Genomic DNA, 26,625 nt, shown 5'->3' with positions numbered 1-26,625 from the left:
CTCTATTATTCCTTTCTTAAGTAATCAAAAAAGCCAATCTCGGGTTGTTCAGGAGTTCCGGCAAGCATTGCACGATCAAGGATCATATTAAACTCTTCACAAGATGTTTCTGGAAGATAAGAACAATTATGGCAAGCCGAAAGATTCATGTGATGGTATCCTTGCCCGGATGTTTTTCCAATGTCACTGCAGACTGGATCGGAGGAGCACCACGAAGATTTGCGAATGGCCCTGTCAAGCAAGGAAAAAATCGAATCCTTCTTCCCCATTCTTACCAACCCACCCATTGTTCCTTCGGAATCACCGGATGAAGTGTAAATCATAAATCCATTCATTTTGTAGTTTCCGTCCGTGTTCACATAAATCCTTTCTCTCAGGGAAGCCGCGCTATAGCCGCATTCAAAGACAAGTTCATTGATTAGCATATGTGCCAGCGTATGAACCAGTATATACCTTGGGCTAATGCCCATTTCCTTGATTGCTCCTTGGTTCACCAAATTATTATATCGTGCTTCAAGCTTATGAAACCTGGCATTCATTAAACCATTGGACTTTTCCCATTGTTCTAGAAGGTCATGGTCAAGTTCGATAAAAATCCCTTCACCAAAAACCGTATTGACAGGCAGCCAGGAATTTTCGGGAGAGTCCGGGGTGCCGAATAATAATTCCCGACCTCGACGAATGGATTCCTTTGTCAGCCCTGTTTTACTTGCTTCAAATCGTGAAAACCCGTATAAAACCTTTGTTTCTCTTAGTTTCGTTATAAGGTTTATAGAGTTTATATATTTGGCAAGGATATTTTCACCTTTATCCGATTGCTTCCATTCACTTATGACCTTCAGTTCATTCGTGTCCTTAGGATGGATTAATGCTAAATGTTCTTCTAACCGAATCGATTTTTCAATCCCATCGAAATTAATATCCTCATCGTCGTCCTCCCCGTTCGACAGACGAATCCTCAAAGCTTGCAGGATGCTTCTGTCTTCGAAGTCATCCAGTTCAATGGTAAATAGGGCTTTGGCTGATTGAAGTCGAATCTCTTCGTCCGGGATATTCGAAAGAACCATTAACGTGCGCTTCCCATGGGGAGTATCTAACAATGTCAAAATTTTCTCAACATCGGTTGAACGTTTTCCAGGTAAGTAAATCGCACTTAATGTTTCTGGGAAATATACATTTGAAGAACTTTTCAAGGCTGCAATAATTGGCAATTCGCAAGACTCTTTTTTGTCACTGGGACCAAACCATGGTCGAGAACCATCACAGAGAAATGGTTGACCCGATTTAGTGTCGAGCCGTTTACTTAAGACTGTCATTTCCTCGCTTTCTTTTGCATTTACCCCCATAAGACTGCGATGTTTGCCACATGTAAGACATTTAACATTCATCGTGGAGAGAGTTGTCCCACCAACAGAAACAAGCTTTAGTTCTCCGTTGCAGCGCGGATTGGCTGATTCATGTACCCATTCTCTCCACGGAAAATCATTTAAATGGCCATCTTTACAGATTATGACGAAAGGGACCTGTATCAGGCGCCCTTTCTTATCGCAGTCACATCTCCTCGTGGTTTTATCAATCAACGTAAGCTGTTTCATTTTTTTACAATACTCGCAATAATTCCAAGTTGGGAATCGAACCATTGGCAAATAAAGATCTTGATTAGGTGCAGGTTCTTCAGTCTTATAACCGGCCCGGTAATCGGGTGGAAGCCTTAATGATTGAACGTCTAAGATTTTTTTCAATCTTGGTTCCTCTATTTCAAACTCAGAAAGATGTTTACTTTTTTCTCTAGTACCCGGATTGATATACCATTTATCTAGGCCGCCCATCAGCATCGTAACGCCATCATGGGAAATAGAAAGAGAGCCAGTGCCAAAAGGAGAAATAATTTGTGCACGTCTGATAGGAATATTTGCCATTTAAAAATCATCTCCTTGATCTTCTATGTCCATAAATAGGCTTGAAATCGTTCCAACGCATTGCGCATCAACGGACCGCATGGACATTAATACTGGTGTTCCTAATCTTTTTTGTTCATCACTAACGTACGAGCCTGCCAGGTACATGACTCCGATATTCAAATCATCGTCCTTCTTCTCCCAAATGATAAAACCGCTGTTTAAACGTCTGACAAACCGGTCAAATTCAGTCTGTACCACATCTTTTTGCATCGGATCAATAAGCTCAACCCGTTTCAAAAGTCTTTGCTTGAATGATTCTAATTCGCTTGCATACTCAGAAATTGTTTCCGGTGAGTTCGCTATTTGGGCATCAAGCATCTGCCTGAGGTAAATGATAATTATCGCAGGCAAAACCTTTTTGATTGATGGGTCTGAAAAAGGTGTTACGCTGGTTGGTTCAACTTGTGCATATAGTTGTTCATGATACTCACGGAAATGTTCAAAATGGGATTTATCTCTTGAGCGTCCGTTCGCAAAGAGACTGACAATCAAACCTGGACGCTCCCACCACCTTCTTCCTACACGTCCACTGACTTGAATGTATTGCGCAGTAGTTTTAGGCTGTCCGACAATTGTCATTAAGGAAAGCCTATCAATATCGACACCCACTTCAATAATATTTGAGGCAAGACATATATCAATGACATCCCTTTCCTTTATATCCTTTTTAAGCTGCCCAATCGCGCCAGCCACTTCCCCACTTTTCAAACGCGAGGTCAATTCTGTTGCTTGATTAATCCATCGGTACAGCTCTTTATCACTGATTGCCTTTTTAAAGCGAACTTGGTTGAAATAGTTTGGGATGTCCGTTTGGGTAAGTGTCATTCCGCCGCCAAGTTCCCTGATTGAATTATAAAAAGACAATAAGGTCCAGAAAGGATCTTGTTCTTCCTTAGGCAGCAGTTTTACACTTTGTAATAAAGTTGCGAATGTCTTAACCTGCAAGGTCATTAGTTGTACAGTCGGGCTATAAACCCCAGCATACAATCTTCCAGGTCTGTTTTTCCCGTGTTCATCCTTTGCTGTTTGTGCAAAAAAAGAGTCGTCGAAATCGAGACCTGAGCTTGGGAAAAGCTGTGAACCAGTTCTGCCATAAAGGTTACGAATCTGCTCTTCAAATCTGCGGATAGTTGCTGTCGCACACACAATTTTAGGCTTTTTCGGCTTTTTGGAGCGATAGTCTGTGCAAAGCTCTTCAATCACCGTTTCGTACAGTCCTGATATGGTTCCTAATGGTCCTGAGATTAGGTGCAATTCATCCTGAATAATCAGGTTGGGCGGTGAAACTTCCCGTTCCCCGTTTTCATCCAATCCGAACAATGCCCTCGCTTGCGGCCTCCAGGCTAACATTGCAAATTTATCGATGGTCCCTAGTACGAACGTCGGTTTTACTTCATATATCATTTCATCTACGATATAAATCGGCAAGTCATCATAGAATTCACATGTGTTGTCAGGACAATGGATGACCATTTTTTTGTTTACTTTTTTGTAACCATGGTAAAGAGATTTGATTCCTCTTCTTTTTTTCTGGTTATGTTCGTCATACTTCCCAAGTGAAGCACCACACCATGGGCAAAAGCGCACGATAAAATCTTCCGTCTTTCCGCCAAGGTTCAAGGTGGTTAACTGCTTTAGAGCTTTATCATTTGTATTCGGGGTAGTATCGCCACCGAGCCATATTCCTATTGAATATGGCTCTAAGCCAAGCAGATTTGCACCTTCCTTCCTCCTTATATGCTCCATAGCACAAATAAGGCGGGATGATCGCTGGAATTGATCTGCGGTTAATAGCCTTAATGTGTATCTCATGAGGATATCTGTCCCAATATCATTTGGATCCATAATCCGGCGATAGAACATGGAAAAAGCTGAGAGCCCCAAGTAGGCTTCCGTTTTCCCTCCCCCCGTCGGAAACCAAATTAAGTCAACCACTTCTCGTTCAGGCGAATCACCGCTTACAACTGAATCAAGCGCCATGAGAATAAAGGCAATCTGGAAGGCCCTCCAGTTTCCTTTACCAGCGCTTTTTAGTTCATTTAGGTTATCCAAGGTCAACGTTTCCTTAGGTTTATCGTATACTAAGCTGCCTTCTTTTACATTGCCTGTCCGAATCTCGGTGCCATTTACCTGCTGAAGAATCATCGCTTGGTTCGCAAGTTGAAAAGCTTTCAAGACTTTCGGGTTTTCTAGAAGTTTTAAACCCTTTCTCATCCGATTGAGGGACATCCTGCATTTTTCCATATGACCCTTGGCAATCGGCTGATAATATGTATCGAGTTCGGGTATGGTGCTTTCTTTTTGGCTAATCCAATTCTCATAGGAATAAACAACCTTATTTAAAGACGATTTCGCTTCTACTTTGTTTCCGAATTTCCCCGATAATTCCAACATTGATACAGAAAAATCTTTTCCGTTTTCATCCTTAATATCTGGGGTCATACTCTGCGTTTCATACGTTGGTAAAAATGTTGATTTTAAACTTTTAATCTCATAATCTTCCTCATTCCAATCACAGGAACAATTATGACCGAGTCCATAGATAGCAGCATTTTTGTATAAAAGCTGATTTGATTTTTCCTCATCGTCTTCAAGCCCCGTTTGAACTCTTGGATATTTTAAAAACCTCCCTTTAGATAGTTCTACCTCCATTTCACTTTGGAACAAAGCGAATTTGTCCATTTCATCATACGTCTTAGATGTAATTTCAGTGCGATTCGTTAAGCTGGTAGTAATTAAAAATTGACCATTTTCAAGTTTCCGACTTAGAATCTGTATTTCGAGTTTCATATCATTTATATTTTCGGCTTGAACAAGTTTATTGAATGGTTTTCGATTGTGGCTTACCAACTCATCGAAGTTTACGATTACTTTTGCTTGTACCTCGCTGCGGAACCACCATCTTTGTTTTTGACTATTATCAAGTGTGAATATTGTTTGCGGCAGGTAGCGCCCGCCTCTAACATAAAACGTGATAGAACTTTGTTCTGGCAGCTTAATATAAAAACTCAACCCTAAACTGGATGGAAGAAACTCATTTTTTTGTGGGATTAAATCATCGTCATCATTGTTTTCCGAACCCTTTTCAAGTCGTGCTTTACTCTTACTTAGTTTTTTGACTACTTCTTCAGAAATATTTGTTTCTCCGCTTTCATCCTCTTCTTGCGTAAGGTTTAGTTCATCCCCCACACTGGATTCATTCATTGAATTTGTTGGTTTGGTATAGGGATATAACATTCCTGAAACATAGTGTGCAGAAGGGTTGTTTCTTTGGATAATTTCCTGCTTCGATTCCTTTTGATAGTATCGTTTATATAAATTATCTTTTGTTGGTAGTTTGATATCTCCTATAGTCGAAAGCGGCAACATGTTTTCGTTGATTGAAATAGGGCCAATGACATCTTCCTTCAGTGCTTGAATGAGCTCTAGTCTATTTTCAAGATGCTTTTCCAGCTTAAGCAACGTAATTCCTCCCTTTAATATGTATCGTAAAATCTTCTATTTATCGGAAAGAGTTGAATTTTGAAACATTTCAATTCACTAATATTTTATCCAATATTTAGCACTAACTCTATAGAAATAGATTCAATAGTAAAATTATACCACTACACTAGATTTAGTTGTAGTTATACCATGAATTTTATGTATAGTTGTATGATTTATTTTAATATTATACCTTCTACATATCGATTCTTCTTATCTAAAAAAATCTTTCTCTATACTATTATAATTCAATTTTCATCCATAGTTTTTCATCTTTAATTTCAAAGTGTTGAATTTTACGTCGTATCTTTTCAGATAGTTTGCCTATTCGTTGAAAATTAAATTTAGAATTGGGTATTTTATATCACTAGTGCGAAAGCATACAAAACTATTCTTTATCAAAGGCGTTAATTAAATAATACAGATACAACAAATTAACAATTTATCGAATCCTTCAACCTATATCTAAAGAATTGTTTCTATACTGTGTTTTTCATATCTGTATTAGAGCTTGTCTTTTATTTTGTACAGTACTATTAACTTTTTAATTAAAGGTGCCTGTCACTTTTGCAAAGGGCAAAAGTGACAGGCACTTAAGGATGGATAAGACCCTTTGCTACAGTTAAACCATCTTGTACTGCAAGCACTTGCAGAAATCGAGTCGCATTATAGCCGCACTCTTTTTAGCATTTTGGTAGATCGTAATCATGTCTTTATGAAATTCCTTTTTCAGCCCCGTGTTTATTTCCCCCCTAAGTTAAAACACCACATCAATGCATGAGCATACCCAAAGTCAGGATTTGGCGTATGCCCTCCTAGCCCAAAATAAGGAGTGATCTCCGGCTTGAAATTGAAAATGACCTTTTATGCAATTCTCTTCTTCGGTTCTAATCCAACCACTTCCAAAGACTGGTTCCCCCTCATCATCACCTTCCCAAGTAAACTCAATGATACTCCCTTCTGACCCATCGACTAGCCGTCCATCAACGCTGCCTGAAACAAAACCAAATTGAAAACATCCATTATGCTCTTCATCCAATTCAATAAAGGCTGGAACCTCTATATTAAAATAGTCTTCATTCCACATTTCCATTTCGTAAATATAAAATTTACCTATAAGATTCATAAGCTTATCTCCTTCTAAAAAATAGCTCATTCATGCAATCTAACCATATCAATTCAGCCTTCCTTACCCCGATATCCCCTTACTCTTAACAACCACATCCCGCTTCTCCATAATCCCATCAAAATACTTCGTAAACTCCGACTCCCCCGAATAAGACAAACACAAATATTCCTTCGCACGTGTCATCCCAATATATAATAGGGAAACTTCCCGTTCTTTATCCTCTTCTAAAGCAAACGGCATGTTGTCTACATTGACAATGAAGACGGCTTGAAAGTCCAGACCTTTGCTGCTGTCGATGGTGCTGATTTTGACGGAGTCTTCTTCTTTTTCGAATGAGCGCTTGGATTCGGTATTTTCTGTGAGCCAGTAGTAGTTGATTTGTTCGTCTTCCAAGGCGCGTTTTAAAACGTCTATGTAACTCATTTTGAATGTCTTTTTTACACGGTATAGAATGAGTATTTCTGACAGCGGAACGTTTCTTTGTTCGTTCAGCTTTTTGATTTGTTTGGCGATAATTTTGGCTTCTTTAAAGAAGCTGTCCGTTTTCACAATGGCTGGATCGGGACCTTTTCTTCTTGTACTTTGGGGAGCGATGATTTCTCCTTCGTGTTCACGGGTCACGACTTTGTTTTTTAAGGCAGAATGCGATTGATAAAAATCCCATGCGAACTTGACTATTTGAGCCGTATTCCGGTAGTTGATGCTTAATATTTTCGAGCGGCCTTGAAAGCTTAAACCCGTATCCTGAGCATATGACCGTTTTCGTTTGTAAATGGTTTGGGCGCGGTCTTCTACTAGCAGCAGTGACTTTGTTTCAGGGTTTAATAACTCACTGACCAGCTGGAACCATTCTGATTCAAAGTCTTGCCCTTCATCGATCAAAATCGCATCATACATTGGAAGAATGGCTTCCTTCTTTTTCAGTTTTTCCAGCAGTGATGGAATGTCCCGATCTGAAATTTTTAAGTCATTTTTCAGCCATGAATGAAAATTGCGAACCGTAATATTATGAGATTTAGATGTTATAGCTTGATCATCAAAATCGAATAAGCTGTCGGGCTCATGCATCATGTGATGAATCATGAGTTCAATATTGCGGGCGAGTGAAATATTGTAGCAAAGAATTAAAATTTTCCACTCCGGATGCTCCTTCGCCAGGATTTTCGCCCGACTGCCTAAAATCAATGTTTTTCCACTGCCGGCGACTCCGCGAATCAAGCGATTTTTATCCCCAATTTGCTTCGCGAGATTTTCCTGATGTAGATCCATAGTCTTAATATCATGCAGTGATAAAAGGAGCTGGTCTTGATAAGGAACAGGCTGCTTGAACTCGGCGCTTATTCTTACCTCAGGGAAAAGGTGATAACGAATGGAGTCCATTTCTTCCTTCGTTAATGGTATGCGCAAGCGATAAGGAACCGTAAACATATTACTGATTTTTTCAAATAAGTTTTCTTCGGAAAACGCTTCATGATCTGGATCGATTTCATCCCTTGCCAAACAAAGATGCGGCTCAATGACGGAGTATAACCCTTCTTGTATAAAGTCTTTTTGATATAAGCGGGTAAACACCGTGCCATATCCGTAAGGAAACTTTAATTGGAATTGATACTTCCCTTCCAAATGAATCAAATTTTTGTCCTTTTTTAACGCATCAACAAGATGGAACATATACTCCTTCGCTTGCTTCATCGGACTTTTTGTCTTTGTCTGCTCACCCGAAGAAGTGATGAGCGTCCATTCATCCTGATTGATTTGGAATAAGGTGTTTTTCGTATAATCTTTTACTTCCAGCACTAATAACCCGAGGTCCGGGGCGATAATGACAAAGTCCGGACGCCGCCCATGAATCTCAGGTTCATAATAAACAATATAATCTTCAGGTAAATACGTTTTTAATGTTCGAAAGAGCAACCTTTCACCTGCAGTAGCAGTGGATCGAATTGTCTCAGGAATTGTGTATGCCATAGTACCACTCCACCATACAAGGTTTTTCCTAATTATACCATAATATAGGTATTTTGGATTAATAAGGTAAAATACCTTTATATTAGATTGATGGTTTCTTCCCTTGCTGCTCGACTTTTGCTAATTCCTCTAGAACTCTTAAAAAAAGAGTCAGCCCCCGCTAAGTTAACACTTAAACTTAGCAGAGGACTGACTCATGAAGGATTTTAACTTTTCAGCTATTTCCGATCCAAAACGATGAACTATATATTTTCACTACACTATTTCATTCTAAAAATATTCTTTTTATGCCACTTCAAATACACTTTGTTTTCGGAATGAATCTGTATCTTAGTCATTGGTTTTAATCCATACATCAAATAATCTTCATTACTAATTATTGAAGAAATGTGCAAACGCCCTTGCCCGTCAAATGCAATTAAGCCTTTGTCATAAAGCGCATTATGATTAGCGCAAAGCAGCACGCCGTTGTATGGATCCAAACGTTCTGCATTTGTGCTATCCTTCCAAGGTTTCGAACGACTTGCTCTTAGTAATTCCGGTAAATGTATACCACATAATGCACACTTACCTTCCCATAAGGGCATCAAGTCCCTTCTGAACTTCTGTTGACCCAATCGGATTTTCGTTTTCGCTTGGGATTCTGTTTCAGCAATTACTGGAATGAGTGTATTATTTTCAGTTCTTCTTACCTCATCAACGGATAACTCTAATTGCTCTTCATTTATTTGATAAATATTCAATTCGCTAATTAGTTCAAGTAATTTAATCGCTAGTTCTTCGTTACATGGATACAAATAACCTGAATTCCCATTTGTATCCCGGTGAAATGGTGAATACTTAATAGGTAAAAGCGGCAATATCTCATCGAACCGATCGCGCACATTTACTGGTATATCTAATTCATGATACTTTACATTCACTATATACCCTTCGTCTTTCCATCCATCATGAGCTTGCATGATAGATGGTTTACTAGCTGCTTTACAGTCTTCAGTTGCTATGCTAACAGCAACGATATTTCCTTTTACGTAGTGAAATACTTGATCTCCTTCTTTTACTTCTGTCATTCGTTTCCATGAATGTGGTACATTGCCTCCTTTATCTTGTTGTGGAGACCAAATAATTCCTAAACCTTTTTCTTCTTCGTAGGTATGACCCTGCATAACGATAAAACTATTCAATTTGCTCCTCCTCAGCCAGGTGCCTGTAGAAATATCCCTAATTCATTATAAATGTATTTAACCTATTCGATATGGATCTTCAGAGAAGCTTATTCTACATATTTAAGGCATTATATACTTTAGATTTTCTCTGTCACAACCTATAGACCGAATATCCCATTTAAACTTATGATAAATTATTTTTAACGAGAGTAAAATAGTATTTTATATACCATATTTTAACGTTTGGCATACTACCGGATTTTTAACTTATATATGTACCATCTATCTATTCTAGTAACCGCTCTTGATATAAAAGAAATTAAAGCCAGTTTTCTATCATTAAACGTTTTTGGAGTAAAATATATGGGTCGCTCGAGAGACTTAATCGAAAAATGGTACCAGTTCCTCCTTCTTTAATACTTTAATTCAGCGGGGGACTGGTACCAAATTTTCCTATAAAATAAAAATAGCGCCAACTTCTCCTTAATAGAAATCGGCACTTCGTTTATTCGCTATACGTTTAGCGTGACGCTTTTGGCGGTTGGCACACTTCACATTTACGTTGATTATTATTTTTAAATTTCGTAAATGTTTTTTCAAAGTTGCTGCCACATGCACATTTAAATAGTAATTTTTGAGAAAAACCGTGATATTCGGTCGTTAGCAACTTACTTTCCGAATTGTTCTCAACAAATTCTTTGATTTTACCAATCGTCCATCGTTTATTCATTCTCTTACACCTCCATATTTTATAGATAAGCGGAGGCTTTTCTTGGCATCCGTTCATTATAGGTAAAAGTCGTAATTATCCTAAGTTTCTTATTATAACATGAGCTGACACACAATTAAACAGATGGAAGGTATCTTATTAAACTCCAGAATAGTGGACTGTTTAGTCGGCGGTGCCTGCCACTTTTGTATAAGGGCAAAAGTGACAGGCACTTTGTGTGTCATGTACCCGCAAATCCCTGCATATCATTTTATATTGAGAATAAAGAGGCAGGTGGACTGAATATGGACACGTATTACCTTAGAGAAGCCATCCATTACTATCACACAAAAATACAAGAAACGAATGATCCTTATTATTGGTACTATCTGGCTGATGCACAGGCAAGAGCGGGATTAACGGATCAAGCACTGCAAACGATTGATCATGCTTTATCGTTTCCAAATCCGTATCCTTCAAAACAAGGGCTGCTGGAAATGCAGGCGAAGCTCCAGCCTGTTCTCGCAAGACAAATGAATCCAAACAGACCTTCCGTTGTGGCTGCAAAGCGGGGGGATATTGACGGGGACGGGATTATTGATAATGTCTTTCTTACCGCAAATAAAACTCCTGATAGTCCTTTTTGGCAAAATATAACTCTAGTTATTCAAAATGGGCGAACACACCACTATCAGCAAATTGCCTTGAAAAACAACGCCGGATACAATCCAACACTCTTTCTTGGTGATTTTACAGGCAACAAGGCGGATGATATTTTAGTGGTCATTGATACAGGAGGCAGCGGTGGCGGGATATATGCGTATGTATTTTCTTATATGGACGGTCAAATGAGGCAAATTTTTAATTCTGATACATTCAACGAACACTATAAATACGATGTGTCCTATGAAAATCAATACAAAGCCACCGTGATCAGCTATAACCTAAAAGAAAAATATATTCTTGATCTTACTTATAAAGGTAAAGAATATTTATCTGAGATTTATAACCAGGATGGTATGTTAAAGGAACCGATAAAAGGCTGGGTAAATCCTTTGTCCGGTTTATATCCAATTGATTTTAACAGAGACGGCACCTATGAACTCGAAGCATATCAGAGGATAGCTGGGAGGTACAATGCTGACGGACTCGGATATGTACAGACCGTTTTGAAATGGAACGGACGGACGTTTAGCCCTGACCGGCAGACTGTGGCCATCTTTGGTGGAGAAATATAGATGCTGGAATCATAGATCTTTGTAAGAACGGTATGGAAAAGTAGAGAAACGGGGTCAGTCTCCGCCGGGTTAACCATTTAACTCAGTCGGGGGCTGACCGCAGACTTCCGATTGTTTCGGTCTAACCCATCGGGAGTTCATTTAACGAATACTTATCATTATATTAAAAGGTCACGAAGTACTTGAAAGTATCCGCACCCCAAGCCATCATGAAGGACAAACCTTTTCTATTATTTCGTTCTATAGACAATTAATTTCTACTTTTGTTCATTTAGAACATAGTTTTACTTTTTCACTGATGAATAAATCCACCAATCCTCCTTCATTTTTTGTATTGCGCTAATTCCTCCATAAGCTTTGCTTTCTCTTCCTCAAAATTGGTTTCAGGTTGAGATAACGAGGGTTCTTGTTGTTCAGGTTGGTGCTGTTTATCGAGCCAATCTGGAACCATTTCTTTTCTTCCGGTTCGGCCGCGGTATTTGGACTTCGGGGAAGGATTGAAAAAATCGATGCGGCCTTGTTCGCTTCCGTGCCGGCGCGCCTGTTCACGCTCCCGCTTCAAATAGGCCCGGTGAAAAATGTATTGCTTGATGTACACAAATGAGTGGATTCTGTCACCCGAATATTTAGGCTCATAGAAGTCAAATGCTTCGTTCAGCCACTCCGCAGCCTCTTCAAATGGGATTTCACTTTGCACCACTTCCTGAATGGCCTGGAGGTCTTTCGCACTTGGATGGATCCCGCGGCCTCTTCGCTGCAGAAACAGCTGCTCCAAATTTGATGCATCTTCTTGTTGCTCCGGCTCCGTTTTTGTTTGTATTTCTTTGCTGGCATCAGCCTGTTCGACTGTTGATAGACGCGCGCTTTCATCATCATCTTTTTCTATGCTTGTATTCTCTGTAGTAATCTCTGGTATTGGTTTGTCCAAATTGAATAGTTCATCTGTTCGATCTGAGCTATTCTTCTGCTCATGTTGAACAGGCCGCTCACTAAAACTCTCCAGCTTCGGGTAATGGATTCGATACCATTTTGTTTGATCGCTTTTCATTTGATTAAAACGTGAAGAAATAAGATAACCATCCTTCTCAAGCTTTGCGATGATGCGTCTAATCGTGCTGACCGACCAAAATGGAAACTGCACCTGCCATTGCTCGTATGTGTTGTACACCCATTTGTGGCCAAAGTATTCATGCCTGCTTTCCTGCATCCAGTAATGCAGCTGTTGGAGGAAAATCGCTTCATTCAGCCCCACTTCCCTGGCAAGTGATGGAAGAATTAAGATTGGTCTATCTTCTACTAATAATCGACTCATGATTTACATCCCCTTTTTTAATCCGCTTTTATTATTAAATAGTCAAAAAGAAGCGTTAGGGGGAGTTTCTTTTCAAAAAAATGAACTTTTTCAATCAGATAAATGATTTTTAGTGAAAGAGTCCGTCAGTGAATTCTTTCGTTTTGCTGGAGTTTCATGACAGGTCTGAGAGAACAGAAACAGTCCCCCGCTATACTCAGCAGAGGACTGTCCCTGAATTTCTGATTAGATGTTGAATCCGCCTCTTTCATTAAGAAAGAATAGTACTCATGGTGATTTCAAATTCGGGGAAAATGTAAGAGCGGAATACATCTTCTTCATTATAAATGTGAGGTGTTCCATACATGCCGTTTTCTTCAAGAATGTATTGTTCTACAATCTTCTCATTGGGGTAAATCAATAAATATTCTCGAACTTTATGTCGCTGATACTGGTTCAGCTTTTCGATACGGTCTCTCTGCCAGGTAGAAGGAGACAGTACTTCTACGATGAGATCTGGAGCACCTTTACACCCTTTATCATCTAATTTTCTTTCGTCGCATACTACGCTAATATCAGGCTGTACAACCTGGTATTCTTCTTCATCCTCTGCGGCAGATAATCGAACGTCAAACGGAGCTGTATATACTTCGCATGTTTTCCCTTTAAAGAAGGTATACAACTCACCCGTTAGTTGCGTGACAATGCGCTGGTGCTGCCGTGATGGTGCAGCTTGCATATAGGGAATGCCATCAATAATTTCATATCGCTGTTCATCAGACCATGTTACATATTCAGCGTATGTTACTTTCTTACGATGAGGTTGATTCATACTCAAAAGAAACACCACCTTCATTATCGTTATTTTAACACCCGCTTTGAAAAAATACTATGTGACGGTGTCAGCCCCCCGCTATACTAATACTTTAATTCAGCGGGGGACTGGTAGCAAACTTTAATGACATTCTTCTATCCTCCCTTTTTATCATTATATTCATATGAAAAACGCTCGTAAGGAGTATGTTTAGATACTGGTTCCACAAAGAAAAAAATAGATCTATTAAATATCCGTTTCTCAATCGGCCGTAAGGTGTTAAACTTATTTATTATACTTGAATGCCATTTTTGCTAAAGGAATGAATCGATTAAAATGACTACTAATTTCAAAAGCAATGATAACATCGTACAAGATATGAATTCTATTGATTATTTTCCAATCAGTTTTGAAGAGTTGGAGAACAAAGCGAAACAAACATTGTCTGCACCTGCTTTTAGCTACATTTTTTCCGGGGCTGGCGGCGAGGAAACGATGAGAAAGAACGCCGCTGCCTTTGAAAAATATTCAATTGTCCCAAGATTCTTACATGATGTGTCCAATATTGACCCTGGTATCACATTGTTTGGCCGTACTTATCCCTCTCCGCTTCTCCTTTCTCCAGTAGGAGTGTTGAAATTAGCCAATGAAATGGGAGATATTGCTGCAGCAAGGGCAGCGGCCAAACATCAAATACCATTTATTCAAAGTACAGTTTCGAGCTACTCGATTGAAGATGTAGCTCAGGCAACAAATGGAAGCCCTAAATGGTTTCAGTTATATTGGTCTAATCAAGAGGAAATTTCCTTCAATATGGTGAAGAGAGCGGAAAAAGCTGGGTATGAAGCAATCGTTTTAACGGTGGATACCATTACACTCGGCTGGAGAGAAGCGGACATGCGCCATGGCTTTTCTCCATTAGCGCTTGGTTATGGTCAGGGGAACTACGAATCAGATAAAGTCTTTTTATCGACTTTAGAAAAATACGATTCAGAAGCCATTCTCCAAGGGATCATTGACAACATTAACCACCCTGCCCTCAATTGGAGGCATGTAGCCAAGTTAAAAGAAAGAACTTCCTTACCGATCTTATTAAAGGGGATTTTACACCCGGAGGACGCCTTACTTGCGATGGAACATGGAGTGGACGGTATTATTGTTTCAAACCATGGCGGGAGACAGCTGGACGGAGTGATCTCTAGCATTGACGCTCTTCGAGATATAGTGAAATCAGTGAATGGTAAAATTCCTGTTCTATATGATAGTGGAATTCGAAGAGGCATTGACGCGCTGAAGGTACTTGCGCTGGGAGCGGATGCAGTATTAATCGGCAGGCCTTTTGTTTATAGCTTGGCTGTCGGTGGAGAAGCAGGAGTTCATCAATATTTAACCAACTTTCTTCAAGACCTGCAAACTTCCATGATGCTGGCAGGCGTTTCAACTCTGAAAGAACTGCGCAATCTGAAAATCGTTCGTTCTTAATATGTATTTTTTCCAAAGGAATAGCGCTTATGCTATTCCTTTGTTTACCCTTTACTTTCAGATTTTGATGTACAGAGAGCGGACTGACACCGAATACCCGAAACAATTTATTTCAACTTGATAATCGCTAGTAAATAAACATAACCATTGCCCCTGAAAAAAGGTAGCTTTTTTTGAAACAAACTTTTATTTGTTATATCCAAATAAAGGTTTGTGATTCACTCTTAAAATAAAGTATAGTTAAGTATCTAATAAAACAATGCTCTGATTAAGGATGTGTCAACATGCGTATTAATAAATATATAAGCGAGGCTGGAAAAGCATCTAGGCGAGGTGCGGACAAATTGATTACCGATGGGAGAGTTACTATAAATGGTAAACGTGCAACAATAGGCAGCCAAGTTGAACCCGGGGATGACGTTCGAGTAGATGGAAATCAAATCGGAATAGCAAGAAATAATGTCTATATTGCCTTAAATAAACCTGTAGGCATTACTAGCACAACAGAAAAAGGGGTAAAAGGAAATATTATTGATTTGGTCAACCATCCATTAAAAATATTTAATATCGGACGCCTGGATAAAGATTCAGAAGGCTTAATACTTCTTACGAACGATGGCGACATTGTTAACGAAATTCTGCGTGCTGAAAATAAGCATGAAAAGGAATATATCGTTTCAGTAGACAAGCCAATTACTCCTGAATTTTTGAAGAAGATGTCAGAGGGTGTCAAAATATTAGGGACCAAAACACTTCCTTGTAAAGTAGATCAATTATCAAAATTTGATTTTCAAATCATTTTAACACAGGGGTTAAATCGTCAAATTCGCCGTATGTGCGCCGAATTAGGATACGAGGTTTACAGATTGCAAAGAACCCGGATCATGAATATTCATTTAGGCAGTCTTCCTCCTGGACAATGGAGAGATTTATCCAAGAAAGAGCGAACTCAATTATTTAGAGAATTAAACTATGAGCCAAAAGAATGGTAAAAACTGCTGAACACAAAAAACGGGGTTATCTCCCGCCGTGTTAATCATTTAACTCAGCGGGGGGCTTCCCCGAACATTACCTACCTATTTAATTGTTTCACTTTGACAGGCTTGCTTTCCCCGCTTACTTTAATGATTTCTCCGATAATACTAATGGCAATTTCTTCTGTTGTTTCCGAGCCGATTTCGAGTCCGATTGGAGAATGGACCTGCTCCAACTGTTCTTGTGTGACTCCTTCATTTTTTAATTTTTCAAATATGGTTATGACCTTGCGTTTGCTGGCGACCATCCCAATATATGCAACCGGAAATTGCAGTGCCGTTTTTAATACAATATCATCACGATCTTTTGTCACAATCACCACATATGACTTTTCAGCTGGGTTAGCTTCTCTCAAAGCCTCTCCAATATTCTCATTCACAAATAGATTGGTTGCGTTAGGAAAGCGCTCCTTCGTGCAATAACCAACGCGATCATCGACAATACAATAAGGATATTGGAGGAAATCAGCGAGCTTTGCCAACGCATAGGCTAAGTGACCGGCTCCAGCCAGAACAAGCTCAGGCCGGCTTGTATAGACTTCAATAAACACCCGTATCGTTCCGCCGCAGTTCATTTGAATTCCGTCTTTTGCATGTTTATTTAATTTATATTCCACGATTTTCGATTGGCCATTTTGAATCGCCTTTACACTATCTTCGATGATATAGTATTCAGCCAAGCCTCCTCCGACAGTACCTTCAATCGTCCCATCATGGTAGACAATCATTTTTCCGACATGGCTGGGAGTCGAGCCCTTTGATTCAATAATCATGGCTAAAGCAAAAGTTTCGTTTTGACGTGTCAGCATGGCCACTTTTTCCATCAGCAGCATGAAAAGCTCCCCCCTTTTTTAAACATTAATTCGGTTGATATTGCTTCCTGCTAAGAAAATAACGTAAAAGGTTTAACGCAACGGTTTTTCTGTAAGCCGCCGTGGAGCGCTGATCGTCGATTGGTTTAATGATTTGATCGAAGGCGGCCACAACCTGAGCGATGTCTGCACCGGCTAACGGTATCGTTTTTCCAACGAGCTTCTTCTCAATATCAATGGAACGAACCATCGTAGGTCCAACTGCCCCGAAGGCAAATCGAATGTCGTCGATTCGATCTTTGTTGATCCGGATGAAACCCGCAAATGATACTTTGGCGATGGCATCTGCGTTGCGGTTGCCGACTTTCTCAAAAACGACATGAGCATCTTCTTCTAAGACGGACGGCAGAATAATTTCGGTTAATATTTCATTGTGAAAGCGCCCGACCCGTCGCGGACCTTGAATAAAATCGCTAATCGTAAGCGTCCGCTCACCATTTACCGAGCGCAGCAGAAGCTTTGCATTGTATACATATAATAAAGGAAGCATGTCACCGGCTGGAGAGGCGTTGCAAATGTTGCCGCCTAATGTTCCCCGGTTTCGAATGGCCGGGGCAGCAATGGTTTTAATGGCGTTCTTTAAGGCAGAAGGAATCAACGAATGTTCAAGTAATTCACTATAGGTACAGCAAGCCCCGATGTGAAGATCCTTCTGATGTTGATACACCTGCTTTAATTCGGAAAGATGATCAATAAACACAATCGGTTTAGCGATTTTTGGAGGTACTCCCCTTCGACTTTTATGAAGAACCATCACATCGGTGCCGCCGGCTATGATGGCACAGTCTTCTTGATTTAATTGGCTCAACGTTTCGTCTAAACGCTCGAAGCGATACGCCGTTATTTTCTCTGCCATAAGCCATCACCTTTTTTAGCTGCCAGGTTAATTGCCTCAACAATCATATTGTAGCCGGTACATCGGCACAGATTTCCAGAGATGCCTTCACGAATTTCAGCTTCTGAAGGATGAGGATTTTTTGATAACAAAGCTGCACTTGCCATAATCATCCCCGGAATGCAAAAGCCGCATTGCACTCCCCCGGCAAAACTATAACTCTCATCTAAAATCTTAAATGGTTCCGTTTCCATGATCCCTTCGATCGTTTGAATATCGGCACCGGCAATCGACCCAATTGGAATAAGGCAGCTGTTTTGCAGGAGGTTATTCACAAACACACTGCAGGCTCCGCACTCCCCTTCACCACAGCCTTCCTTTGTTCCGATTAACTCAAACTCCTCTCTTAATAAATCTAGCAATCTTGCTGTAGCAGGGGCGTCAGTTTCTACCGTTCTTCCATTTAGTGTGAATTTAATCAATCCTCTTCGCCTTCTTTCATCCAAAGACTTTCCATAATGACTTCCGGTGTAATCGGAATTTGCTGAAAAGCAGTTTGCAGTGCATCCTCGATTGCAGCTTGGACTGCTGGAGCGCCTCCGATTAAAGTTAATTCACCTGCGCCCTTTGCCCCATATGGACCATCCGCATACGGGTTATCAAAGACCTTGCTTTTGATTGAAACAACGTCCAATGAAGTCGGCGGTCCATAATCCGATATGCTTTTTTGTTGGATCCTGCCTTGCTTTGACGTCATCTTTTCTAAATAACCGTACGCTAACCCTTGTGCCAAACCACCGTCAATTTGGCCTTTCATAATCCGTTCATCGATGACCTTCCCGACTTCATAATTGCCGTATACGTTTTCTAACTTTACATTTCCTGTTAACGTATCCACTTCTAGTTCGACGATATTAGCGCCCCATGAATAAGCCGGGTAGGCATCTCCAGTGAAGGTCGACTCGTTCCAAGGAATCATTTCACGGTGAACATAGTGCTCCACTACTTCCTGTTCCACCCCTGTCTGCCACTGAGCCTTCAGTTTTTTTGCGGCCCGTTCAAGCAATTTTCCAACAATCATCGTCGTCCTGGAGGCTACGGTCGGACCGGAGTCGGGAACCTCTTTTGTATCGGGATCAGGGTACAAAACATCTTCGTACGGGAGGTCAAGTTCTTTGGCGACAATTTTACTCAGCGTCGTATAAATACCTTGTCCCATATCAGAATTTGAGATTTTGAGCATAACCTTGCCGTCCTTTGATTTAACCAACTTCACCGTTGCTTTAATATGATCTCTTTCGCCGCTGCCTGTAAATCCGCAGCCGTGGAGGAACAGCGACGTTCCTATGCCTTTTTTATAGCGCTGATTTTGTTGATTGAAGCGCTGAAAATCTTCTTTTTTCTTTTTGTATTCTGACACGTTGAGCAGGTGCTCAATCATTTCTTCCATTAATATCGGGTCGCGGAATTCTCCTTTTGTGATGGTGGGGTCTCCTTGTTTGACGAGGTATTTTCGTTTATATTCAAGCGGGTCGATGTTTGCCAGTTTGCTAAGATGCCCCATATGACTTTCGATTCCAGCAAAGCTTTGCGGCGCACCGAAGCCTCTGAAGGCGCCGTTTGGAACTGTATTGGTTTTTAGACAAAAGCCTTTTGCATGAAAATGCGGAATGTTATAAACGCCGGCACTGTTTATTAATGCGCGCTGCAGCACGACAGAGCTTAATCCCACATTCGCTCCGCCATCGAGAAAGATGTCCACACACATGCTCAAAATATTTCCTTCCTTATCAAGGGCCGTTCGATATTTAAGTTTGGCCGGATGCCTCTTCGTTGTAACCAGCATATCCTCAGAACGGTCGAACACGAGCATCACCGATTTTTTGACTGTTTTTGCCGCAACGGCTACGTGACAAGCCATCATCGAAGGGAAATCTTCTTTGCCGCCAAAACCTCCTCCGGTAGGGCTTTGAACAACCCTCACTTCATCGTCACCGCAAGCTAATGCGCTTACCAAGGCATTTTTTATATAATAAAGGCATTGCATCGATCCCCGGACGACAATTTCATCATCCTTATAAACGGCAAGCATTCCTTGCGGCTCAAGGTAGACATGCTCCTGATAACCCGTATCATATTCTTCTTCGATGATTTGATGGGCTCCCTGTTCGATAGCCGAAATGTTTTTTAAGCTTTCTCCAAATTCATAGCTTGCCATAGTAATCCCGGGTGCTTCTTTTTGTTTGATTGCTTCCTCTAATGTATAAATAGCCTGATGTTCTTCAAATTCAACTTTCACTTCATTTAACAAACCGTACAGAATATCCAGGTCTTTTCCAACGAGCATAAGAATCGGCTCCCCAATATAATGGACCCACTCATTGGCAAAAATGGGCTGATCTTCTTTGATAATTTTGACATAATTCGGTCCGGGGATGTGCTCTGCTCCAACCGCTTCATATCCTTCCGGCAGGTCAGGCAATTGAATGGATATGATTTTTCCATAAGCAATGGGCGACCGATACAAAACACCATACACCATATTTTCCACTTTCACGTCACTAATATAGGGCAGCTGGCCCGACACCTTACCTTTATGGTCCTTTTTGGGCACTGAGGTGCTTATGTCTTTGAGATTCATTGCAACAACACCCTTCGACTCATTTTTCGTATTATTAATAGAAACCTCTTCTTACGATTTTATAAATAAGATAGATATTTTATGATGAACTTTTAATAAAAACGCAGCTTCATTCGACCTGGAAATCTGAGCGAATGAAGCTGCGTTGATAAAAAAATATGGAGAAATTCAAGCTTTATCATAATCAATGGCTTTTTGATAATCCTCCGGCGTATCAACATCCATTAATACTCCCGGATCATCTACATTCAAGTATGTCTTTTCGTAACCGCCCAGGACCACACGCAAATTACTTTCTGGATTGGTTTCGAGGATTTTCTGTTTCACTTCGCTTGATAATTTGATAGGGTGGCCGCCTTTATAGTGAAAGCTCGGAATCACGACGTTCCCTTTTTGTTTTGCGACGAGCTGAACCGTCTCTTTTTTTACAAGCGGGCAATCTCCGGGTGTGATAAAGAAGGTTGGGGCATTTACTTCATTGCAGCCCTTTTGAATGGAAGTAAACATTCCGTCGTTAAAGCTTTCATTATAAACAAACTTGATTTGAAATGAATAGGCATTTTTACCAATGATGTTTGCCATTTCCTCTTGGATGATTTCCGCTTGAAACCCGGCTACAACGATAACCCTGCTGCATAATCCTTCAAATTTAGAGATCGTTTGCTCTAACACGGTCATTTGCCCCAGTGGCAACGTCATTTTAAATGCATTCGCTCGGCTGGAATATCCAGCAGCCAGGACGATCGCTTCCATCTTTGTCACCTTCTGCATATCGTTTTTCTACAAGAAAAACCCCTAATATATTAAGAGATCACTAATTGTTTATACTTTGAATTTTCATTAAAGAATCTGGTTAGTATTTTTTCTTTATATGCGTAAAAGCCTCATTATATTACTTATAGTACGCTTCTCCGTGATGTCGCTAAGTGAGGTTCTTAACAACTACTAATCCTTCCTCAAACGGTGCATAGTATTTACCTTTTGTTGCAATACAATCACTTTTTTATTGACGTTTTTCTCCATTAAACAGATTACCTCATTCCCCCAACCTTACCCACTCCCATCCTTTTGGAAGTGTATATGATTTAACTTCATCTGTAATTTTGGCTAAAAGTTTTTCTTTTTTCAGATTCTACGTCACCATGGACACCCTTGTGTTACGCTAACCGTTACTTCTACCTTTACGGTTTGGAACTTTAACCCTATAGATTTCCCCCATGCTGGGTTCACATGTAAAACAAAAAGGGACAATTTACTGTCCCTTTTTGTTTTTATTAGCCTACAGTCATAATAGATCTAATATAATTCACGTAATCGAATTTGCTTTGCTCTAATTGCTCGTCAGTTACATTGGAAACATCGCTGAGTGCGAATGGCGACAGGTAAGAGGCACTAATAAAATGGCAAAGTGCTTCGATTGGTCTCACGATCTCCTCGATGGTAAAACGGTTTGCTCCTCCTCTCTGATAAGACTCCGCTGCACCGTACGTTGAAATCGCTACTCCTATTTCTTTACCCTTCATTTTATCCCCACCAGGCCCGTAAGCCCAGCCATGCTGAAGTACTACATCAAACCATTTTTTCAAGAGTGGCGGGGTGCTGTACCAATAGAGGGGATATTGAAAAATAATACGGTCATATGCCTCCAAAAGCTTTTGCTCAGACACAATATCAATCTCTTCATCAGGATATACCTTATATAATTGGTGCACATCAATATTATCGTGCTTCTGTAATTCTTCAATCCATGCTTTATTAATACGAGATGCAGTCAGGTTTGGGTGAGACACAATGACTAACGTTTTCATACTAATCTCTCCTATACAACTTATTTTAAGCAAAGAAAGAAACCTTCTTTAAATAAACGATGTCAATTTTTTCATAAAAGTGTTTTACAATATGTATCATACATAACTGACTTCAGAATGGTAAGTACGCACTTTTTCGGTCAATACTTACTAAAAGGGGAGCATTGCCTATTTAAATACACCTAAAAAATCGCTCTTATTAAATATGAATTTCAAAGATATCTAAAAAAAGAAGTTATTCAACTATATCCATTAGTTGAATAACTTCTTTTTCATTTTTAATAGTTTTCAAATGTTTTCCAGACAGAAAAAATCCATCAATTTGCGTCATTGCCATTTACACTATCACTTTTATTTACGTTACAAATACTTCAAAAGGATTGCTTAAGAGCGCACAACTAATTATTTCGCTTCGTTGGCCATAGACTGAGCTTCTTCATCTGGTAATTGGAATTGTTTACCCCATTGCTGCAAATATTCAATCGCTGGTCTTAACCCCTCTCCAAGAGCGGTCAATTCGTATTCAACCTTTGGTGGAACAACCGGATACACGTGCCTTTTGATGATCCCAGCTTTTTCAAGTTCTCGTAATTGTTCTGCAAGCATTTTATGATTGATGTTTTCAATCAAGTTTTTGAGTTCACCATATCTTTTCTTACCGTCAAGCAATTTACAAAGGATCGTTGTTTTCCATTTTCCAGAAAATAAAGAGACCGACAACTCGATTGGACATTGATAATTTTTACCGTTCAGTTCATACATGGCTTTCCTGGCTGCCATAATGACACTTCCCTTCCGGTAAGTATAGAACGAAAAAGTGCGTTCTTACATGAACCAAATATATTATGTATACTCCTTATTGTAAACAAATAAGCTTAAGGAGACGACGAAAGTAATGCGCAAAACTTTTTTGGTTTACCTGGTCTCTACGGCTGCGTTTTTCGGTCCGTTTACCCAAACAATCTACACGCCGATGCTGCCTGAAATCGCAGAGCAATTTAATGCTTCACAAAACTCCGTCAATTTGACCGTTTCAATTTATCCAATTTTCTTTGCCTTCATGCAGCTAGTGTACGGTCCCCTAATCGACAAATACGGCCGACGACGAATTTTGTTAATTGGATTTATGTTCTATTTGTTGGCGACTGTTGGAGCAGCATTATCGTATACGGTTCCGTCACTCATTATTTTTCGTGCGCTACAGGCAATTGGGATTGCGGTAGGCTCAGTTGCCGCCATTACAGTAATTGGTGATTTGTTCGAAGGAAAAATGCGCGGACGTTCTATGGGTATCTATCAAATGCTTGTGGCGCTCGGACCAGGCCTTGGTCCCATATTCGGGGGTATTGTCGGACAGTATTATGGAATTAACCATTTATTCTGGGTTCTTCTTGTAATCAGCTTAGTACTTTGGCTAATCCTTTACTTCAGTCTGCCTGAAACCAGCACAGGCAAAAGCGGGAGCGACCGATTCCACCTTAGTCAATTGACAGCGGTACTGACTCATCGGATTGGCTTTGGGGTTGTCATACTTGGTTCAGTACAATATTCTGTGTTCTATACATTATTAATATTGCTGCCAAATATCCTTATTGATCTGTATGCACTGACTCCGAGTCAAACCGGTTTAATGTTCCTTCCAATATCTGTCTTCATCGTAATTGGAAGCTTCATAGGGGGACGTATACAGGAGCATTTTGAAATAAAAAAATTGCTGCTGGTGATGACTTCGTTAAATGTGGCATCCGTGTTTTTATTTGCTTTGGTCTCTTCGATATCCTTATCTATTCTAATCGTTAATATATCTTTATTCGGTATGTTTCTAGGCTTATCACTACCTTTGCAAACAACTCTTCTCGCAAATGAAATGCCTCTTTATCGGGCTATATCTACTGGTGTTTATAATTTCTTTCGTTACGTATGGATGACGATTGGCCCGATAGTTGGTACATCTTTTTACTGGTTCGGTTACGAATTGGAGTTCTTTGCTTTCGGGGTCATCTTTTCAATTGCCCTTCTATTTATTTATCGTCAGTTTTTTTCTGAGAGCAATAAAAAAGGAAAAATCGTGCAAAATGTGGAAAGTCGATAATAAATTCATGATAAAAGGACCAGTCCCCCACCGAGTTAAAATGCTAACTCAGCGGAGAACTGACCCTCTTTTTATTTCGAACTAAAATGCTTCTCTAATTTCCGAACAATTTCATCATTGGCCGCCTCGATCACTTCCAGGTATTGTGGTTTGTCAAACAGTTGACTAATTTGTTCAGGGAATGTCTGTTCAATCTCACAACGTTCGATGGATTCATTGAATTTTGCCGGATGTGCTGTTGCGAGTGTGACGCATACTTCACTCGGATCATTACAAATTTCGTAAGCAGCGACTCCGCAAGAAGTGTGCGGATCAAGTAAATAATTCGTTTCAGCATAGTACTTGCTGATCGTTTGCAGACATTCTTCTCCCTCTACTCCATGTGCCGCAAAATCTGCTTTTACCTGTCGAAGCTGCTCCTCATTCACAACCATTTTTCCTTCTGATTTAAATTGATCCATTAAGGCAGTTACGGCGCCTGGATTTTCATCAAGTAAGTAGTACAGATAACGCTCAAAGTTGCTGGCTACTTGAATATCCATGGAAGGGCTGTACGTACTGCGGAACTCACCAGGCTGGTATACTCCATCCTTGATAAAACGTTCTAAAATATTATTCTCATTCGTTGCAACAATGAGCTTACCAACTGGAAGACCCATTCTCTTCGCCAAATAACCGGCAAAGATGTCCCCGAAATTTCCTGTCGGCACACTGAAGTTGAGGCTCTTGATGTCTTTCTCTTTTGCCACTTGGAAATACGCATAGAAATAATAGACGGTTTGCGCTAAAATACGAGCAAAGTTAATGGAATTAATGGCACGCAGATGATATTTGTTTTTGAATTCCAAATCTGCGAATAATTCCTTGATGATTCTTTGACCATCATCAAACGTTCCTTTTATCGCTAAATTCAAAACACTTTCATCATGAACAGTCGTCATTTGCAGTTCTTGTACCTTGCTTACTTTTCCATGGGGGTGCAAAATACAAATACGAATCCCTTCTTTTCCTCTTACACCCTCAATAGCTGATGCACCTGTATCCCCTGAAGTAGCACCAAGAATATTGATGGTTACACCTGTCTTCTTTGCTATATAGGAATACAAATTTCCTAAAAATTGCAGGGCCACATCTTTAAAAGCAAAGGTTGGGCCATGGAACAGTTCCAGCACATACATGTTATCCTTTACCTTTTGAACAGGAGTTACCTCAGGATGGCGGAAAGTTCCATAGCTTTTCTCAATTAATTCCTTGAGTTCATTTTCTGGAATTTCCCCATCAACATAATAGGAAATGATTTCGTATGCCAATTCAGTATAAGTCAACTGGGACATTGCCTGCAGCTTTTCCGCAGGAATTTGTGGGATTTTTTCCGGAACTAAAAGTCCTCCATCCGTTGCCAAGCCCATTAAGACTGTATCAATAAAACCAATTTCACTTACATTCCCGCGTGTACTAATATATTTCATAACATCCTCCAAGAAAAATATAATATATTACTATCGTTACCTAGAATTCGCTGTGAGTCAATATAGAATTGAAATATTTGCTGAAATATCAGACTTTTTTTGTACTGCTCTTTCAACAGTTTGATATTTGTTTGATTAATAGATAAAAGCGACTTGGAAAATGCAAGTTTTTGCTATAAGAAAAGTCCATGCGGCTCAAGGACTTTCCACATGGACTATCTGTTTACGGACAGTTATCCTCCACTTAAGCTTTGAAGTAGGGGTCTTACTGCCCGTTAATGCGGGATAAATAACATTTCTATATTATTCTCTGAAAAATCATCTATATTTGATATTTGTTTAATCTCAGATTGAGATATATAATAAAAACAAGAAAAAAGAAAACGTTTTCAATATTTAAATACTTCGTTACTTCTTATACTATAGGGAGGATTTAAGATGAGCCAAGCAGAAAGAAATTCCAAAGCGCAGAAATTAATTGAGCAACAAAAATTCAATGAGAACGAGATTTCCAAGATGACAGATCCACAGATTGAATATTATCACTGGCTCTATTTTGATGATTCTGTTTATGATTATATGTAACTCAAATATAAAATGATAAAAAGCGGGGAAAACTTTGATAATTTAGGG

Annotated in this window: 21 protein-coding genes; 5 read left to right on the top strand and 16 right to left on the bottom strand. The window is 39.8% G+C overall.

Annotated elements, in window-relative coordinates; genetic code table 11:
- Positions 1-5: 5 nt before the first annotated feature.
- From drmB to BK575_RS09095, 6 genes are all read right to left on the bottom strand, one after another.
- Positions 6-1,919 carry a DUF1998 domain-containing protein gene (drmB, locus tag BK575_RS09120; RefSeq protein ID WP_078410109.1) on the bottom strand — a complete coding sequence of 638 codons (1,914 nt, stop codon included), beginning with the start codon at positions 1,917-1,919 and terminating at the stop codon, positions 6-8.
- The gene (locus tag BK575_RS09115) at positions 1,920-5,423 is read right to left on the bottom strand and encodes a helicase-related protein (protein WP_078410108.1); all 3,504 of its coding nucleotides are present in this window, start codon (positions 5,421-5,423) and stop codon (positions 1,920-1,922) included.
- Between the two features lie 814 nt (positions 5,424-6,237).
- Positions 6,238-6,570, bottom strand: a complete 333-nt coding sequence (locus BK575_RS09110) for a hypothetical protein (RefSeq protein WP_204524859.1) — start codon at positions 6,568-6,570, stop codon at positions 6,238-6,240.
- Positions 6,571-6,633: 63 nt separating this feature from the next.
- On the bottom strand, positions 6,634-8,541 hold the full coding sequence (locus BK575_RS09105) for a 3'-5' exonuclease (protein ID WP_078410106.1): 1,908 nt from the start codon (positions 8,539-8,541) through the stop codon (positions 6,634-6,636).
- A gap of 260 nt (positions 8,542-8,801) precedes the next feature.
- Positions 8,802-9,725, bottom strand: a complete 924-nt coding sequence (locus tag BK575_RS09100) for an HNH endonuclease (protein ID WP_078410105.1) — start codon at positions 9,723-9,725, stop codon at positions 8,802-8,804.
- A 502-nt stretch (positions 9,726-10,227) separates the two neighbouring features.
- The gene (locus BK575_RS09095) at positions 10,228-10,437 is read right to left on the bottom strand and encodes a hypothetical protein (RefSeq protein ID WP_078410104.1); all 210 of its coding nucleotides are present in this window, start codon (positions 10,435-10,437) and stop codon (positions 10,228-10,230) included.
- A gap of 476 nt (positions 10,438-10,913) precedes the next feature.
- Between BK575_RS09095 and BK575_RS09090 the strand changes: the two genes are divergently transcribed.
- Positions 10,914-11,654, top strand: a complete 741-nt coding sequence (locus tag BK575_RS09090; RefSeq protein ID WP_235867472.1) for a VCBS repeat-containing protein — start codon at positions 10,914-10,916, stop codon at positions 11,652-11,654.
- A gap of 322 nt (positions 11,655-11,976) precedes the next feature.
- Here BK575_RS09090 and BK575_RS09085 read toward each other — a convergent pair whose 3' ends face one another.
- Entirely contained in the window at positions 11,977-12,966 is a 990-nt protein-coding gene (locus BK575_RS09085) for a hypothetical protein (protein ID WP_078410102.1), read from the bottom strand.
- A 250-nt stretch (positions 12,967-13,216) separates the two neighbouring features.
- A complete protein-coding gene (locus BK575_RS09080) occupies positions 13,217-13,777 on the bottom strand; it encodes a Uma2 family endonuclease (RefSeq protein ID WP_078414715.1) in 561 nt (186 codons plus the stop codon).
- A 318-nt stretch (positions 13,778-14,095) separates the two neighbouring features.
- On the opposite strand from BK575_RS09080, the gene BK575_RS09075 reads away from it, so the two are divergent.
- Positions 14,096-15,241 (top strand): alpha-hydroxy acid oxidase, encoded by a 1,146-nt coding sequence (locus BK575_RS09075; RefSeq protein ID WP_078410101.1) that lies wholly within the window; start codon positions 14,096-14,098, stop codon positions 15,239-15,241.
- Positions 15,242-15,525: 284 nt separating this feature from the next.
- On the top strand, positions 15,526-16,233 hold the full coding sequence (rluF, locus tag BK575_RS09070; RefSeq protein WP_078410100.1) for a 23S rRNA pseudouridine(2604) synthase RluF: 708 nt from the start codon (positions 15,526-15,528) through the stop codon (positions 16,231-16,233).
- Between the two features lie 80 nt (positions 16,234-16,313).
- On the opposite strand, the gene BK575_RS09065 is transcribed toward rluF, so the two are convergent.
- From BK575_RS09065 to BK575_RS09035, 7 genes are all read right to left on the bottom strand, one after another.
- Entirely contained in the window at positions 16,314-17,108 is a 795-nt protein-coding gene (locus tag BK575_RS09065; protein WP_078410099.1) for an XdhC family protein, read from the bottom strand.
- A 25-nt stretch (positions 17,109-17,133) separates the two neighbouring features.
- Positions 17,134-18,003, bottom strand: a complete 870-nt coding sequence (locus BK575_RS09060) for an FAD binding domain-containing protein (RefSeq protein WP_078410098.1) — start codon at positions 18,001-18,003, stop codon at positions 17,134-17,136.
- The gene (locus BK575_RS09055; RefSeq protein WP_078410097.1) at positions 17,988-18,464 is read right to left on the bottom strand and encodes a (2Fe-2S)-binding protein; all 477 of its coding nucleotides are present in this window, start codon (positions 18,462-18,464) and stop codon (positions 17,988-17,990) included. Before BK575_RS09055 ends, BK575_RS09060 begins: the two co-directional genes overlap by 16 nt.
- Positions 18,461-20,623, bottom strand: a complete 2,163-nt coding sequence (locus BK575_RS09050; protein WP_078410096.1) for a xanthine dehydrogenase family protein molybdopterin-binding subunit — start codon at positions 20,621-20,623, stop codon at positions 18,461-18,463. The genes BK575_RS09055 and BK575_RS09050 overlap by 4 nt, the downstream gene beginning before the upstream one ends.
- Before the next feature lie 168 nt (positions 20,624-20,791).
- Complete coding sequence (locus tag BK575_RS09045) at positions 20,792-21,376, bottom strand: nucleotidyltransferase family protein (protein ID WP_169907674.1); 585 nt, start codon at positions 21,374-21,376, stop codon at positions 20,792-20,794.
- A 521-nt stretch (positions 21,377-21,897) separates the two neighbouring features.
- Entirely contained in the window at positions 21,898-22,431 is a 534-nt protein-coding gene (locus BK575_RS09040) for an NAD(P)H-dependent oxidoreductase (RefSeq protein WP_078410094.1), read from the bottom strand.
- A 402-nt stretch (positions 22,432-22,833) separates the two neighbouring features.
- Positions 22,834-23,211 carry a winged helix-turn-helix transcriptional regulator gene (locus BK575_RS09035; protein ID WP_078410093.1) on the bottom strand — a complete coding sequence of 126 codons (378 nt, stop codon included), beginning with the start codon at positions 23,209-23,211 and terminating at the stop codon, positions 22,834-22,836.
- 115 nt (positions 23,212-23,326) lie between these two features.
- Between BK575_RS09035 and BK575_RS09030 the strand changes: the two genes are divergently transcribed.
- Positions 23,327-24,523, top strand: coding sequence for an MFS transporter (locus BK575_RS09030; RefSeq protein ID WP_078410092.1), 1,197 nt, complete (start codon positions 23,327-23,329; stop codon positions 24,521-24,523).
- 71 nt (positions 24,524-24,594) lie between these two features.
- Here the strand turns inward: BK575_RS09030 and thrC are convergent, their stop codons facing one another.
- A complete protein-coding gene (gene thrC, locus BK575_RS09025) occupies positions 24,595-25,992 on the bottom strand; it encodes a threonine synthase (protein WP_078410091.1) in 1,398 nt (465 codons plus the stop codon).
- 438 nt (positions 25,993-26,430) lie between these two features.
- Between thrC and BK575_RS27990 the strand changes: the two genes are divergently transcribed.
- A complete protein-coding gene (locus BK575_RS27990; protein ID WP_139368003.1) occupies positions 26,431-26,577 on the top strand; it encodes a BH0509 family protein in 147 nt (48 codons plus the stop codon).
- The last annotated feature ends 48 nt before the right edge of the window (positions 26,578-26,625 follow it).

Source organism: Priestia abyssalis, assembly GCF_002019595.1.
GTDB lineage: Bacteria > Bacillota > Bacilli > Bacillales > Bacillaceae_H > Bacillus_BA > Bacillus_BA abyssalis.
The sequence above is the reverse complement of the archived record's forward strand: the minus strand, read 5'-3'. Positions and strand labels throughout refer to the sequence as shown.

What these genes read in the sequence shown, in the direction of transcription:
- BK575_RS09110 (WP_204524859.1), bottom strand. Translation starts at nt 6,570, where the DNA reads ATGAATCTTATAGGTAAATTTTATATTTACGAAATGGAAATGTGGAAT.
- BK575_RS09090 (WP_235867472.1), top strand. Translation starts at nt 10,914, where the DNA reads ATGCAGGCGAAGCTCCAGCCTGTTCTCGCAAGACAAATGAATCCAAAC.
- rluF (WP_078410100.1), top strand. Translation starts at nt 15,526, where the DNA reads ATGCGTATTAATAAATATATAAGCGAGGCTGGAAAAGCATCTAGGCGA.
- BK575_RS09085 (WP_078410102.1), bottom strand. Translation starts at nt 12,966, where the DNA reads ATGAGTCGATTATTAGTAGAAGATAGACCAATCTTAATTCTTCCATCA.
- BK575_RS09095 (WP_078410104.1), bottom strand. Translation starts at nt 10,437, where the DNA reads ATGAATAAACGATGGACGATTGGTAAAATCAAAGAATTTGTTGAGAAC.
- BK575_RS09040 (WP_078410094.1), bottom strand. Translation starts at nt 22,431, where the DNA reads ATGAAAACGTTAGTCATTGTGTCTCACCCAAACCTGACTGCATCTCGT.
- drmB (WP_078410109.1), bottom strand. Translation starts at nt 1,919, where the DNA reads ATGGCAAATATTCCTATCAGACGTGCACAAATTATTTCTCCTTTTGGC.
- BK575_RS27990 (WP_139368003.1), top strand. Translation starts at nt 26,431, where the DNA reads ATGAGCCAAGCAGAAAGAAATTCCAAAGCGCAGAAATTAATTGAGCAA.
- thrC (WP_078410091.1), bottom strand. Translation starts at nt 25,992, where the DNA reads ATGAAATATATTAGTACACGCGGGAATGTAAGTGAAATTGGTTTTATT.
- BK575_RS09065 (WP_078410099.1), bottom strand. Translation starts at nt 17,108, where the DNA reads ATGCTGCTGATGGAAAAAGTGGCCATGCTGACACGTCAAAACGAAACT.
- BK575_RS09035 (WP_078410093.1), bottom strand. Translation starts at nt 23,211, where the DNA reads ATGGCAGCCAGGAAAGCCATGTATGAACTGAACGGTAAAAATTATCAA.
- BK575_RS09080 (WP_078414715.1), bottom strand. Translation starts at nt 13,777, where the DNA reads ATGAATCAACCTCATCGTAAGAAAGTAACATACGCTGAATATGTAACA.
- BK575_RS09105 (WP_078410106.1), bottom strand. Translation starts at nt 8,541, where the DNA reads ATGGCATACACAATTCCTGAGACAATTCGATCCACTGCTACTGCAGGT.
- BK575_RS09075 (WP_078410101.1), top strand. Translation starts at nt 14,096, where the DNA reads ATGACTACTAATTTCAAAAGCAATGATAACATCGTACAAGATATGAAT.
- BK575_RS09050 (WP_078410096.1), bottom strand. Translation starts at nt 20,623, where the DNA reads ATGAATCTCAAAGACATAAGCACCTCAGTGCCCAAAAAGGACCATAAA.
- BK575_RS09030 (WP_078410092.1), top strand. Translation starts at nt 23,327, where the DNA reads ATGCGCAAAACTTTTTTGGTTTACCTGGTCTCTACGGCTGCGTTTTTC.
- BK575_RS09045 (WP_169907674.1), bottom strand. Translation starts at nt 21,376, where the DNA reads ATGGAAGCGATCGTCCTGGCTGCTGGATATTCCAGCCGAGCGAATGCA.
- BK575_RS09060 (WP_078410098.1), bottom strand. Translation starts at nt 18,003, where the DNA reads ATGGCAGAGAAAATAACGGCGTATCGCTTCGAGCGTTTAGACGAAACG.